Here is a 10,764-nt window from a genome sequence, read left to right as displayed (position 1 = left end):
CCCTCCACACGTTCATCGCTCGGGGCTGGGCCCCCTCCACCAAGCCGCTGCGCGTCTTGGTCCCCCTCCCCGTAAACGGGGAGGATTTCTTTTAGCCCTTGATCCGCGCGACCTCACGCTCGAGCTTGTCGAGCGTCGTGCGCCAGCCTTCGGACGCGCCGCCGATCATCGCCTTGGCCGACTCGTCGTAGATTTCATATTCCTGGCGCACCGACATCAGCGAGCCTTCGCCGTCGTCGGTGAAGGTGACGAAGGTGCGTACCGCGAACGGGGCGTTGCCGCTGTCGTCGACGTGCGCGCCGGCCTCGAACGACAGGCTTTCATTCTCGACCACGTCGATGAAGCGGCCATGGTTCCAGAATTTCTGGCCGTCGGGCGCCTGCATGCAGAGGTCGAAGCGGCCGCCGGGACGGCACTCGATCACCGCCTCTGGTGTAGTGAAATGCTCGGGACTGAACCAGTTCTTCATATGCTCGGCCGTGGTCCAGGCCTGGAACACGATGGCGCGGGGCGCATCGAAGTGGCGCTCGATCACGAGCGGTTCCGGGCGGATGATCGTCTTCTCGGTCATTTCTGCTGTCCTTTCAGGGTGTTGATATAGTCTTCCAGCTTATCGAGCCGGCCTTCCCACTCGCTGCGGCAATCGGCGGTCCAGCGTTCGACCAGGCCGAACGTCTCGGTGTCGATGCGGCAGGTCCGGACCCGCCCGGCCTTGTGCGACCGGACCAGTCCCGATTCCTCGAGCACCGCGAGGTGCTGCATGACAGCGGGAAGCGACATGGCGAAGGGGGACGCCAGTTCGCTCACCGACATCGGCCGAAGCGCGAGCCTTTCCACCATCGCCCGCCGCGTGGAGTCGGCGAGGGCGTGGAAGACGCGATCGAGGGAAGGTGATTCGTTAAGCATGCACTTAAGTATTATGGCTCAAACACTTTAGCAAGTGCTTTAGTATACGCCTGCGCATTTTTTCCGTCACCCCAGCGGAAGCTGGGGTCTCAGACGAAGGCGCGATACGGCTTGAGATCCCAGCTTTCGGTGGGATGACGGTCTGGGAACCTTCGTCGCCCTCCGGCTTTCAATGACAAATGCTTCAGGGAGATTCTGCGTGATCGGAGACCTAATTGCCGCTGCCATCGGCCGTGACATCGACCGCCGCGACGGCGAGGGCGGAACGCTTGGCGCGCTCGCCGGGGTCGCAACTTGGAAAGTCGCGCGGCGTGTCGTACCCGCCGCAATCGTGATCGGCGGCGCAGCGCTCGGCGCGCGTTATCTGATCCGCAAGTTTCGGAACGATCCCGCCAGCGCTTGACGCGCCCCCCGCGCGCAAGCCACTAGCGCGCATGGTCGATCACCGTTCCTCGCAGCCGCCGGGCTTCAAGCGCCGTGGCCTGATGTTCGTTTTGTCCTCCCCGTCGGGCGCGGGCAAATCGACCATCGCCAACCGCTTGCTGGCAGAAGAGAACGGCCGCCTCAAGATGTCGATCTCCTATACTACCCGGCCGATCCGCCCGGGCGAGCAGGAGGGGCGCGAATATCATTTCGTCGACACCGACACGTTCAAGGACATGGTCGAAGACGACGCTTTCCTCGAATGGGCGCGGGTGTTCGACCAGCGCTACGGTACGCCGCGCGAGACTGTGTTCAAGGATCTCGAGGCCGGACAGGACATCTTGTTCGACATCGACTGGCAGGGCGCGCAGCAATTGTTCCAGCTCGCCGGCGGCGACGTCGTGCGCGTATTCATCCTGCCGCCCGGGCTGAAGACGCTGCGCGAGCGCCTCGAGGGTCGCAATACCGACAGTCAGGAAATCATCGAGCGCCGGATGGAGCGCGCGCAGGCCGAGGTCAGCCATTGGGACGGCTATGATTATGTCCTGGTCAATGACGATCTCGACGATTGCTTCGCCTGCGTCCAGACGATCCTGACCGCCGAACGGTTGAAGCGGTCGCGCCAGCGCGGGTTGATTGGGTTTATTCGGAAGCTTCCAGATAATTGAGGGGTTAGGGACGGACCTGGCCACGGCCGGTTTTAGTCTGGCCGAGCTTGGTTAAAGTCCGAACGGGCCTCAAACCTTTACCGTCATCCCGAGCTTGTCCCGGGATCCACCGTGCCGCACATCCTGAAGCGATCGGGCTTGCTGCGCGGTGGATGCCGGCACAAGGCCGGCATGACGAATAGGGGCTAGCCGGCGAGACTCAGGAATCGCACCGCCGCCTCGAACTCGCGCTGGTGTGCTTCGCGCGTTTTCACCGCCAGATCGTCCTCGCCCCATTGCTCGGCCTGCCAGTCTTCGTCGAGATTGGCCGCCGCCCAAACGGCGTCGGGCTCCATCGCGCACTCCGCCAGCGCCAGCGCGAGCACCAGCGACCCGGTGATCGTGACGATCGGCGACAGCGGCGCCAGCTCGTACGCGCGCCGCGCGGCGATCGCGGCACCCAGCCGCTCGATCGTCGCCTCGGGCTGGGGCCGGTGCATCACACCGGTGACGATCTCGAAATGGACATCGTAGCGGTCGCGCGCCCAATCGAGCGGCGGATCCCACAGGCCGGCCTGACGGGCCGTCAGATCGGGCGGGCTGTCGGCGCGATAGCAGAGGAGGTCGCTCTCGCCATAAACGGCAAGACCGGCGGCGAACGCGGCGGGATCGGGGGCGATCCGGTCAATCGCGGCGTTCGCCAGCCCGGTCAGCGGCATAGCGCGCGGATCGATATCCTCGGCGACCCCGCGCCATTCGTCGGCAACCGCTTCCGCCAGCGTGCCGGTCGGCAGCAACAGCGGCACCCGGCCGGGCGTGCGCACCGGGCGATCGTCGAGCCGAACAACGAGCTCGGCGTCGACCGTCACGTGCTTCCAGAACCGCTTCATCGCCGCGTCTTGGTCGTCCGCTTGGGCGCGTCTTCGTCGGGCGTGCGCCAGCGATGCGCGAGCGCGGCCGGAACCGCCCAGGACATGTAGAGCGCCGACAGCACGATCGCGACGCCCAGCACTTTGGGCGGCCAGGTCGGCGCCCGGCCGATCAGGATCACCGCGAACACGGCGCCGGCGATGGCGATCAGTCGAATCGCGGTAATGATCAGCCAGCGATTGCGGGACTGAATTGCGGAATCGGTCATCGTGCCTCCAGATGATGCGGCAAATCGGCGACCGCAAGCGCCACGCCATGTGCGCCCGCGGCGACCAGCTCGTCCGCGGGATGATAGCCCCAGGCGACGCCAACGGCGCGAACCCCGGCGTTGACCGCCATCAATATGTCGAAGCTGGTGTCGCCAATCATCACCGTGCGCGCCGGGTCCGCGTCGGCCTCGGCGATCGCGGCAGCGATCATCGACGGATGCGGCTTGGATGGATGGCGGTCGGCGGTTTGCAGCGTGACGAAATGGTGCTTCAGGCCGTGCGCAGTCAGGATATGATCGAGTCCGCGATCGGATTTGCCGGTGGCGACCCCCAGCATCCAGCCATCGCCGGCGAGTTGTTCAACGATCGCGCCGATACCGTCGAACAGCGGCTCATCGGCGAGCACGCCGCTTGTCCGCATCGCGAAAAATTTGTCCTTATAGGCTTGCGCCAGTCGCCGGTGATCGACGTCGGACGCGTCGGGCAACAGCGCCTGCATCGCTTCGACCAGACTCAGCCCGACGATACGGCGGATGCGGTCGCGTGACGGCACCTCGATCCGCGCCTCGGTCAGCGCCTCCTCGACTGCCCGGCAGATATTGGCCTGGCTGTCGACCAATGTGCCGTCGCAATCGAAGATCGCCAGTCTGGTCATTGGGCTGCTCACGCGTTGCGCATCCAGTGCGCGATGCCGCGCCGTCCCGACGCCTCTACCCCGTCGGCGGCCGCCATCCGCGCCGCCTCGGGCTTGTTCTGACCGAGCTTCAATGTGCCGCGCCAGGCTGCAATCTCCAGCCGAAAGCCGATAATCGCGCTGGTCATCTTTTCGAACATGGCCGGATCCATCTTGCTCCGCGTCCATGACGTTTTGTTGAGCCGGCCTTCCTGTTGGGCAGTCAATTGGTCGACCTGCGCGATCAGCGCGTCATGCTCCATCCGCCGCATCGTGCCCTCGAGTTCGACCGCGACGTAGTTCCAGGTCGGCACCTGATTATGGTCGAGCCCGTACCAATCGGGGCTGACATAACCGTCCGGGCCCTGCGCCACGAACAAGGCGGTCGCGCTGTCGAGATGACGGACGATGCCGTTGCCGCGCGCGAGGTGGAGACCGAGGGTCGCGTCGTCGAGCCACACAACCGGCACCTGCGCGACGCGCGGGCCGTCGGGCGTAGCGCAGAACAACGCGCCGAAGCCGAGCTCGGCGACCAACGCGCGCATGGGGTCACGATCTTCCCAGCGGAACGCGGCATTGGGATGCATCAGGCGACCAATCCTTCAACGCCTCCCCGGCGGAGGCCGGGGCCCAGTCGCGATGTCAGGTGCGATCCAGCTTCTCGCGTCGCCACAAAGCGGCCCGAAACTGGGCCCCGGCCTTCGCCGGGGAGGGGTGATGGGGAAGGGGCGACCATATAAGGTGACTCTCAGCGGCCCCTGCGAGGCGGGCCCTTGGGGCTTGCGGGCTTGGGGCCCGAAGACTGGGGGCCTGACGACTTGCGACTGCCCGGCTTGGGACCCGCCGATCTGGAACCCGCAGGCTTGCCGCTCGAAGTCTTGGGGCCCGTGGGCTTGGCACCTGCAGGCTTGGAGCGCGGCCCGCTTTTACGCGGTTCGACCGCGGCACCCCGGCTGCGGCGTTCGCCTTTGCGTTCCTTGCGTACGGTCTTGGCGTGCGCTTTCGCCCAGGCCTTTTTCTCATGCTTGGTCGGTGGTGCCGGTTCGTCGAGCGGCATCATATTGCCCGCCATCTGGTCGAAGCCCAGTCCAGCCAGGCTTTCCGCGAAATGGGTCGGCAATTCGGCCTCGACGTCGATCTTGCCGCCATCGGGATGGTCGACCGCGATACGCCGCGAATGGAGGTGCATCTTGCGGCTGATCCCGCCGGTCAGGAACGCTTCGGGGCCGCCATATTTGCCGTCGCCGACAATCGGATGGCCGATCGCCGCCATATGCACCCGCAATTGATGCGTGCGGCCGGTGAACGGCTGCAACTCGACCCAGGCGGCGCGATTGCCGGCGCGTTCGATCACGCGATAGCGCGATCGGGCGGGCTGGCCCTCGGCTTCGTCGACATGCATCTTCTCGCCACCGGTGCCGGGCTGCTTGGCGATCGGCAGTTCGATCATGCCGTCCTCGATCGACGGCACGCCGACGACCAGCGCCCAATAGACCTTCTTGGCGGTGCGGCCCGAAAACGCCTTGGCGAAGAATGCCGCCGCGCGCGAGGTGCGGGCGACGAGCAGGGCGCCCGACGTGTCCTTGTCGAGCCGATGGACCAGCTTGGGCCGTCCTTCATTGTCGAACTGCAGCGCGTCGAGCAGGCCGTCGACATGCTGAAGGGTCTTGGTCCCGCCTTGCGTCGCGAGTCCCGGTGGTTTGTTGAGCACGAAGGCCTGGGCGTCCTGATGGATCACCAATTCGCGCGCGAAGGCGATCTCGTCATCGGTGAGGGGCGGGCGTTCGCGCTTGGGCTTGCCGGCGACGGGGACCGGCTCGGGCGGCGGGAAGCGCAAGGTCTGGCCCGCGGCGATGCGGTCGCCCGGCGCCGCGCGCGCGCCATCGACACGCAATTGGCCAGTGCGCGCCCATTTGGCGACGGTGGTGAAGCTGGTGTCGGGCAGATGCCGCTTGAACCAGCGATCAAGCCGGATGTCGTCGTCGTCGGGCGCGACGATGAAGGTGCGGATCTCGCTCATGCCACTGCCCGGACGATAAAGAGGCCGCCGAACAACGCGATCACCGATCCGATCACGGAGACGAGCGCATAGCCGATCGCCACGCTCCACAACCCGCGCTCGATCATCAGCGCGGTGTCGAGCGAAAAGGCCGAGAAGGTGGTGAAGCCGCCGAGCACGCCGACGCCGAGCAACAAGCGAGTATGCTCGCTGCTGCCGGTGCGCGCGAGCATACCGGCGAGCAGGCCCATCAGGAAACCGCCGATCAGGTTCACGGCGAGCGTGCCCCACGGATAATTCGGGCCGAGCCAGCCGAGCGTCAGCTTGCCGACCAGGTAGCGGCCCGCGCTGCCCAGGGCACCGCCCGCCATGACGAGAAGGAAATTCATTCGCGCGCTGTAGCCGCACGCGGGCGGATGAACAAATGCGGGGTTGGGGGAGAGATTGCGGGCACCAAGCTAATCGTCGCACCACACGTGTTCCGGGGGCCAAACTTCCATATCGGAAACCAGCCGTTGTTGCCAATTGGATCCCGGGACGAACCCGGCATGACGAAGTTTGGTTGGGTGCTTGCGGCGCCAGACCCCGGCCTACGCCGGGGCGATCACCACTTTGTGGTGATCGGTTTCAACATCGACGCGAACGGCGTGACCCTTGCTGTCCGTTATCGGGAGGGTGAGCTCGCGTCGATGCTGAAGCGGCTAGAAGAGATGAGAACCCGATCAGTTCCCGTTATTTGCGACTAAATCGACTTCGGTCCTGCCGTCGCCGCGCTTTTCGACATAAATGACATAGGCGCCGCCGTCCTTGCCGCGGACGCCGCCCAGCACATGTTGCCCGCCATCGGCCTGATGTTCGGCCGAATAGCCGGCGGCAGTGACGCGGCCATAATAATAATCGATCACGCTCTGGACCGACGCCGCGGTCGAGAAGCTGACGACGCGGAGCGCGCAGCCATTGCCGGCGACGCCCGCCGCTTCGTCGACGCGGGCATCGGGATAGAGCGGGATATCGCTGGGCAGGCGCTGCACCCAGGCGGTTGAATATTGCAGGCCACGCGCGCAGCCCGATGTGCGCTTGTCGGCCTGGCGCTGCGCCAGCGCGCCGAGCGTCACCGAATCGCGCTTCACCTTGCATTGCGGGCAGTCCCGGGCCGGGGCGGGGGCCGGCTTGCTGCCGCCGCTCGACGAACCGGTACCGTCGGCGACGTTGGCGCCGTCGGTCTTGGACGGCGCCACCGAATCGGGCGGGGTCGCCCCCGAATAAGGCTGTTGTGGCGGACGGACGGCGTCGTTGTTGGCCTGACCGGTTAGCGCGGGATCGACCATGATCTGGTCCTGGAGCGCGCTCATCATCGCCGGGTCGCGGCTATTGCCAGTCGTGTTGCCGCCGGCCAGTTCTGCATCGAGCGAGTCGATATTGCTGTCGGCGGGCGGCTTCGATCCACACGCGGCGAGCGCGAGCGGGGCGAGCGCCCAAGCCAGATTGCGAAAGGTGATGCCCACCCAAAAAACTCCGATCGGTTCGGCGCTCGCCATGCCCCCGAAGTGGTTAAGAAACGGCCTATGATGATGACATTGGACTTGCGCCCGAAGTGTATTGCACACATATGACGCGGCATGCTCAATGTGCTCTCGATCATCATCGGCGTGATCCTGCTGGTCGTCACGCTCGTCGCCTTGATCCCGTTCCTCGGCTGGCTGAACTGGCTGGGGCTGTTGATCGGCGCGGTCGGGCTGCTGTTCGGCGCGCTGTCGAAGAACAAGGCGGGGCTGATCATCAACCTCGTCCTGATGGCGATCGCTGCGTTCCGCCTGTTCCTCGGCGGCGGCATCCTGTAAGATAGTCCCGCGCGCCCGTCCGCTAAGAGGCGGGAGGCAATAGGGGACGTCTGATGCGCTACCGTTACGGGGTGGCTGTCGTGCTGTTGGGGCTTGCCGCTCCGGCCTATGCCGATGCCCTGGACTTCATCCTGACCAACAATACCGGCAAGGAAATCACCCTGGTCGAGCTGTCGCCATTGGGTGCCAATCAATGGCAGCCCAACAAGGTCGAAGAGGGCGAAAAGCCCAAGAATATCAAGGCCAGCGGCCGCGCCACCATCCATTTCGACAAGACCGGAGCCCAGTGCAAATGGGAGATCAAGGTCACCTTCGTCGACAAGAGCGTGACGACATTTCCGGCGGTCAACGTCTGCGACGATTCGTTCGTGACGTTGAGCTTCAAGGGCACCACGCCGGCGGCGAGCGGAAGCTGATGCGGGACGAGGGTCCGGCTTGCCGCCGGACCCTCGCATTCCTCTCCTGAGCGCTTGCCCCGTTTAGCGGCACTGCACCCGGCCGCGGTCGATTGACGAGCCCAGCACCGCGCCGCCGGCGACCCCGAGCAGGGTGCCCAAGGTGGCCGAACGACCGTTCGACAGCGAGTTGCCGAGAAGGCCGCCCAATGCAGCGCCGGCGATCAGCCCGGTCGTGCCGTCCGACCGGCGGCAATAATAGCGGCCGTCATTGCCGCGATAGACGCGGTCGTTGCGGCTCAGGCGGTAGGGGCGATAATAGCTGCCATCGCGATAATAGCGGTCAGCATAATAATATCGCTGGCCCGGCTCGGTGCGATTCCAGTCGTACGAGCGATATCGCCGCCAATCGCGGGTATCCCTGCGATAATCCCTGCGCGCGTCTCGGATCTCGCCATTGCGCTCGCGATTGGCGCGCTGCACGTCGCGCCAATTGTCGGCGTGACGCAAATCCTTGCGGTAATCCTTGTTGGCGTCGCGAACCTCGTCGCGATATTCCTTGCGGGCTTGGTTCGGGTTGTCCTGAGCCATTGCCGCGATCGGGGCGATCGTCACGCTGCTGGCCAGGGCGGCCATGATTAGCCGTCGCATCATCAGTCTCCCGTTGTTTGGGTGCGATTAAAACAAACCGCGCGGCCGGGAGGTTGCGTGAACGTGAAACTACCTCGCGTTCATCTGGGCGACAGTTGAGGCCGAGTCACCCGTTGAGCGTGTGGGTCAGCGTAATCTCAGCATTGAGCACCTTCGACACCGGGCAATTGGCCTTGGCGTCAGCGGCTATCCGCTCGAACTGCGGGCCATCGATGCCCTCGATATGCGCAGCGAGGGTCAGGTCCGATCGCGTGATCGCGAACCCTTCACCTTGCTTGTCGAGCGTCACCTTGGCGCTGGTTTCGAGCGTGCCGGCGGTAAAACCCTCGCGAGCGAGCGCGAAGCTGAGCGCCATGGTGAAGCAGCTGGCGTGCGCCGCGGCGATCAATTCTTCGGGATTGGTGCCGGGTTCGTCGCCGAAGCGCGTGTTGAATCCGTATTTCTGGTCGCTGAGGACGCCCGATTGGGTCGAGACATGGCCGACGCCGTCCTTGCCGAAGCCTTCATATTTTGCCGAGCCGCTGCGTGTGGGCATGGTGCGTTCCTCATCGAAGAAGGGCGCGGTCCTTGCGAACCGCGCCCCATTTAGCCTTGTCGCCTTAGCGGCAACGACGCTTCGCGGTGATCGTCCGGTCGATCGCCCGGCCGCCGAACACGCCAGCCACGGCACCAACACCGGTGCCGAGCAGCTTGTCGCCGCGACCCGCAACGCCATTACCGACCAGCGCGCCGGTAATGCCGCCGACCACCATCCCGGTGGTGCCGTTCGAGTGGCGGCAATAGGTGCGGCCGTCACGACCGCGCCATTCGCGATATTGGTGGCGACGAGCCTCGGCCTGGGTGAGCGGCACGACCATCGAAGTGACCATCGACGCTGCGCTGAGCGCGAGCAGAATTTTACGCATAGTATTTCCCTTGCTTCGTAGTGGATGTGATTCAATGCCGGGTCCGTAACGTTCTCGCGGCGATTGAGTTGCATGGCGTGCCGAATCCGGGACGAAATAATCGCGCGACACTTTGTTTCAACGCTTCTGCCATCTGTGCACGTTATCCACGTTATCCACAGGCTCCGATAGGTGTTTCATGCTTGGTGCGACTCGGCTTTGGTGACAGCATGATGACATCGAGAACGAGAGCGGTTCACCGAGAAATCGGAAGAAAGTTCAAGAACTTGATCTTCGAGAAGATGCATCTGACCCGCAAGGGGAGGAAGGCGGTTTCGAGGTAGGGACGGCAGCGCTGCTGCGTCCGAATGGAGCGCGCAAGCGCGACGGCCGGACTATGCATCTGACGGACCGAACGGGATCAGGAAGCTTTCGGGCGGAATGATCGCGGGTCGCAACGGAACGCTGTTCATCGAACCGGGCAACCGGGGACATAAAAGGGCACCGAGGCGACAAAGCGAAGACAGGATGCTTCGGCAAACTATCTTCGTAGGCCGCCGGTGGTCGGGTTGCTGAGAGTCTTCGGATGATCGCGCCCGGCCCCGACGACCGACCCGGGAAGCTCAGGTGGGTCTTCGGATCAAACCGAGTGGAACGGAGCGATGCCGGGGCAGCTTTCGGGCCGGCCGGGTGGAGCGAGCCGCGATGGACGAAATGCCTTTGGGTGGTTCGGCCGGAACGGCGCCTAGGGAAGAACGTCGCAAGACGATCCGAACGAAGCAAGAAGCGAAATTCCAGGGACTTTCGGGTCTGAGGGGTGGAGCGATCCGCGAAGGAAGAAGTGTCTTCGGACAGTTCGATCGGAGCGGTGCAAAGGGAGGAACGTCGCAAGACGATCCGAACGGAGCAAAGCGCGAAACCTGGCGCCGTCTTCGGACAGCACGGGCGTAGCGAGCCGCCGAAACCAGAAAGCGCGGCCAGGTCGCAAGACGTGGCGAGCGGATCGAAGTCCGGCGACAGGGGAGTCGGTGGCAACACCGGCTCCCCAATTGCGTTTGGGGGCTTGCGACATAGTCGGCTGTCCACCCTTGTCCCCTCCGATACTCCGGCCCCATTTCTTTTAACCCTCTCCCGCAAGCGGGAGAGGGTTGGGTGAGGGTCTTCTTCCTTCTTCCGAGCAACTAAAGTTCAAAAGAAGAAAGAAGA

General features: G+C 64.5%; 16 protein-coding genes. 4 read left to right on the top strand and 12 right to left on the bottom strand.

The genetic code is table 11. The features are described 5' to 3' along the window. Positions 1 to 91: 91 nt before the first annotated feature. Complete coding sequence (locus SAS01S_RS20160) at positions 92 to 571, bottom strand: SRPBCC family protein (RefSeq protein WP_066812754.1); 480 nt, start codon at positions 569 to 571, stop codon at positions 92 to 94. Beyond that, the gene (locus SAS01S_RS20155; RefSeq protein ID WP_245657037.1) at positions 568 to 840 is read right to left on the bottom strand and encodes an ArsR/SmtB family transcription factor; all 273 of its coding nucleotides are present in this window, start codon (positions 838 to 840) and stop codon (positions 568 to 570) included. Before SAS01S_RS20155 ends, SAS01S_RS20160 begins: the two co-directional genes overlap by 4 nt. Positions 841 to 1,105: 265 nt before the next feature. On the opposite strand from SAS01S_RS20155, the gene SAS01S_RS20150 reads away from it, so the two are divergent. After that, positions 1,106 to 1,309: a hypothetical protein gene (locus tag SAS01S_RS20150; protein ID WP_084239266.1), complete on the top strand. Its 204-nt coding sequence runs from the start codon at positions 1,106 to 1,108 to the stop codon at positions 1,307 to 1,309. 31 nt (positions 1,310 to 1,340) lie between these two features. Then, positions 1,341 to 1,997: a guanylate kinase gene (gene gmk / locus SAS01S_RS20145; RefSeq protein WP_066812749.1), complete on the top strand. Its 657-nt coding sequence runs from the start codon at positions 1,341 to 1,343 to the stop codon at positions 1,995 to 1,997. 185 nt (positions 1,998 to 2,182) lie between these two features. Here gmk and SAS01S_RS20140 read toward each other — a convergent pair whose 3' ends face one another. From SAS01S_RS20140 to SAS01S_RS20110, 7 genes are all read right to left on the bottom strand, one after another. Further along, positions 2,183 to 2,866 (bottom strand): ATP12 family chaperone protein, encoded by a 684-nt coding sequence (locus tag SAS01S_RS20140; RefSeq protein WP_066812748.1) that lies wholly within the window; start codon positions 2,864 to 2,866, stop codon positions 2,183 to 2,185. Next, a complete protein-coding gene (locus SAS01S_RS20135; RefSeq protein WP_066812747.1) occupies positions 2,863 to 3,114 on the bottom strand; it encodes a hypothetical protein in 252 nt (83 codons plus the stop codon). The genes SAS01S_RS20140 and SAS01S_RS20135 overlap by 4 nt, the downstream gene beginning before the upstream one ends. Continuing rightward, complete coding sequence (locus tag SAS01S_RS20130; RefSeq protein WP_066812745.1) at positions 3,111 to 3,770, bottom strand: HAD-IA family hydrolase; 660 nt, start codon at positions 3,768 to 3,770, stop codon at positions 3,111 to 3,113. The genes SAS01S_RS20135 and SAS01S_RS20130 overlap by 4 nt, the downstream gene beginning before the upstream one ends. Before the next feature lie 8 nt (positions 3,771 to 3,778). Then, the gene (locus tag SAS01S_RS20125) at positions 3,779 to 4,375 is read right to left on the bottom strand and encodes an FMN-binding negative transcriptional regulator (protein WP_066812743.1); all 597 of its coding nucleotides are present in this window, start codon (positions 4,373 to 4,375) and stop codon (positions 3,779 to 3,781) included. Between the two features lie 161 nt (positions 4,376 to 4,536). Next, positions 4,537 to 5,808 carry an RluA family pseudouridine synthase gene (locus tag SAS01S_RS20120; RefSeq protein ID WP_066812740.1) on the bottom strand — a complete coding sequence of 424 codons (1,272 nt, stop codon included), beginning with the start codon at positions 5,806 to 5,808 and terminating at the stop codon, positions 4,537 to 4,539. Then, on the bottom strand, positions 5,805 to 6,176 hold the full coding sequence (crcB, locus tag SAS01S_RS20115) for a fluoride efflux transporter CrcB (protein WP_245657036.1): 372 nt from the start codon (positions 6,174 to 6,176) through the stop codon (positions 5,805 to 5,807). The genes SAS01S_RS20120 and crcB overlap by 4 nt, the downstream gene beginning before the upstream one ends. A 333-nt stretch (positions 6,177 to 6,509) precedes the next feature. After that, positions 6,510 to 7,292, bottom strand: coding sequence for a hypothetical protein (locus SAS01S_RS20110; RefSeq protein ID WP_066812758.1), 783 nt, complete (start codon positions 7,290 to 7,292; stop codon positions 6,510 to 6,512). Positions 7,293 to 7,406: 114 nt separating this feature from the next. On the opposite strand from SAS01S_RS20110, the gene SAS01S_RS20105 reads away from it, so the two are divergent. Both SAS01S_RS20105 and SAS01S_RS20100 read left to right on the top strand, forming a co-directional pair. Beyond that, positions 7,407 to 7,628, top strand: a complete 222-nt coding sequence (locus tag SAS01S_RS20105) for a hypothetical protein (RefSeq protein ID WP_066812729.1) — start codon at positions 7,407 to 7,409, stop codon at positions 7,626 to 7,628. Positions 7,629 to 7,681: 53 nt separating this feature from the next. Further along, positions 7,682 to 8,044: a hypothetical protein gene (locus SAS01S_RS20100; RefSeq protein ID WP_066812728.1), complete on the top strand. Its 363-nt coding sequence runs from the start codon at positions 7,682 to 7,684 to the stop codon at positions 8,042 to 8,044. A gap of 63 nt (positions 8,045 to 8,107) precedes the next feature. On the opposite strand, the gene SAS01S_RS20095 is transcribed toward SAS01S_RS20100, so the two are convergent. The 3 genes from SAS01S_RS20095 to SAS01S_RS20085 all read right to left on the bottom strand — a co-directional run bounded on the left by SAS01S_RS20095 (position 8,108) and on the right by SAS01S_RS20085 (position 9,579). Then, positions 8,108 to 8,674 (bottom strand): glycine zipper 2TM domain-containing protein, encoded by a 567-nt coding sequence (locus SAS01S_RS20095; protein ID WP_084239268.1) that lies wholly within the window; start codon positions 8,672 to 8,674, stop codon positions 8,108 to 8,110. Between the two features lie 106 nt (positions 8,675 to 8,780). After that, positions 8,781 to 9,209 (bottom strand): OsmC family protein, encoded by a 429-nt coding sequence (locus SAS01S_RS20090; protein WP_066812727.1) that lies wholly within the window; start codon positions 9,207 to 9,209, stop codon positions 8,781 to 8,783. Between the two features lie 64 nt (positions 9,210 to 9,273). Further along, entirely contained in the window at positions 9,274 to 9,579 is a 306-nt protein-coding gene (locus SAS01S_RS20085) for a glycine zipper 2TM domain-containing protein (RefSeq protein ID WP_066812726.1), read from the bottom strand. Between the last annotated feature and the right edge of the window lie 1,185 nt (positions 9,580 to 10,764).

Source organism: Sphingomonas asaccharolytica NBRC 15499 (assembly GCF_001598355.1).
In the GTDB taxonomy this organism is placed as follows: domain Bacteria; phylum Pseudomonadota; class Alphaproteobacteria; order Sphingomonadales; family Sphingomonadaceae; genus Sphingomonas; species Sphingomonas asaccharolytica.
Note: the sequence above shows the minus strand (reverse complement) of the source record. Positions and strands in the feature narration are given on the sequence as shown.

Bases quoted from the DNA above. Each gene is read 5' to 3' on its own strand.
- SAS01S_RS20160 (WP_066812754.1), bottom strand. From the start codon at position 571: ATGACCGAGAAGACGATCATCCGCCCGGAACCGCTCGTGATCGAGCGC.
- SAS01S_RS20155 (WP_245657037.1), bottom strand. From the start codon at position 840: ATGGTGGAAAGGCTCGCGCTTCGGCCGATGTCGGTGAGCGAACTGGCG.
- gmk (WP_066812749.1), top strand. From the start codon at position 1,341: ATGGTCGATCACCGTTCCTCGCAGCCGCCGGGCTTCAAGCGCCGTGGC.
- SAS01S_RS20140 (WP_066812748.1), bottom strand. From the start codon at position 2,866: ATGAAGCGGTTCTGGAAGCACGTGACGGTCGACGCCGAGCTCGTTGTT.
- SAS01S_RS20135 (WP_066812747.1), bottom strand. From the start codon at position 3,114: ATGACCGATTCCGCAATTCAGTCCCGCAATCGCTGGCTGATCATTACC.
- SAS01S_RS20130 (WP_066812745.1), bottom strand. From the start codon at position 3,770: ATGACCAGACTGGCGATCTTCGATTGCGACGGCACATTGGTCGACAGC.
- SAS01S_RS20125 (WP_066812743.1), bottom strand. From the start codon at position 4,375: ATGCATCCCAATGCCGCGTTCCGCTGGGAAGATCGTGACCCCATGCGC.
- SAS01S_RS20120 (WP_066812740.1), bottom strand. From the start codon at position 5,808: ATGAGCGAGATCCGCACCTTCATCGTCGCGCCCGACGACGACGACATC.
- crcB (WP_245657036.1), bottom strand. From the start codon at position 6,176: ATGAATTTCCTTCTCGTCATGGCGGGCGGTGCCCTGGGCAGCGCGGGC.
- SAS01S_RS20105 (WP_066812729.1), top strand. From the start codon at position 7,407: ATGCTCAATGTGCTCTCGATCATCATCGGCGTGATCCTGCTGGTCGTC.
- SAS01S_RS20100 (WP_066812728.1), top strand. From the start codon at position 7,682: ATGCGCTACCGTTACGGGGTGGCTGTCGTGCTGTTGGGGCTTGCCGCT.
- SAS01S_RS20095 (WP_084239268.1), bottom strand. From the start codon at position 8,674: ATGCGACGGCTAATCATGGCCGCCCTGGCCAGCAGCGTGACGATCGCC.
- SAS01S_RS20090 (WP_066812727.1), bottom strand. From the start codon at position 9,209: ATGCCCACACGCAGCGGCTCGGCAAAATATGAAGGCTTCGGCAAGGAC.
- SAS01S_RS20085 (WP_066812726.1), bottom strand. From the start codon at position 9,579: ATGCGTAAAATTCTGCTCGCGCTCAGCGCAGCGTCGATGGTCACTTCG.